At 69.0% G+C, this 619-nt stretch carries 1 pseudogene; it reads right to left on the bottom strand.

What is annotated here, in order from left to right:
- A pseudogene (locus VXC91_RS46610) lies at positions 1-265 on the bottom strand (ATP-binding protein); the annotation flags it as partial.
- Positions 266-619 lie beyond the last annotated feature (354 nt).

Raw genomic sequence — 619 nt, 5'->3', positions numbered from 1 at the left:
AGTGAAGAAACACTCTCCCGTGGATAACGCCCGACCCCAGGAAGACCACGTTCTCCTTGCCAACGACGAAGTCAAGTGTCCCCAGGTGGGCGATGACCTCGTGTTTCACGGACCGCTGGTGGTCGAAGTCGAAGTCCTCCAGCGACTTGCGCGGGGGAAAGCGGGCCGCGCGAACACGGCCCTCGGCGCCATGGCTGTCGCGGGCGGCGACCTCCCGCTGCGGGCAAGCGGCCAGATACTCCTCGTGGCTCCAGCCCTCATCCCGGGCCCGCTCGGCCCCTCATCAGTGGTCGAGTCGTCGTGCGGTCCCGGGCGGCCAGGTGTCACAGGAACCATTGAAGGCAACCACCCCCAGCCATACCCGGGGCCACTGGATCCTCCGGACCGTACGACAGCCCATCCGACCCATCAACAACGTAGGACCACCCCGCCCCAGGTCATCCATTCGGCAGGGGGAGCAGCCATGCCGGCCCGGAGGCCAGCGGCCCTCTTGCAGGTCCGCGAAAGACATAACAGGGGTGCGGGTGCGCGGCGGCCGGCGCCGGGCGGCCGCCGCGCACCCGCTCACGAGGAGTGCACCACCGCGTCCAGGTGCGGCAGGTGGTGGTCGAGCCGCTCT

The organism is Streptomyces chiangmaiensis (assembly GCF_036281785.1).
Taxonomy (GTDB): domain Bacteria; phylum Actinomycetota; class Actinomycetes; order Streptomycetales; family Streptomycetaceae; genus Streptomyces; species Streptomyces chiangmaiensis.
This window is presented reverse-complemented; position numbering and strand designations above follow the sequence as displayed.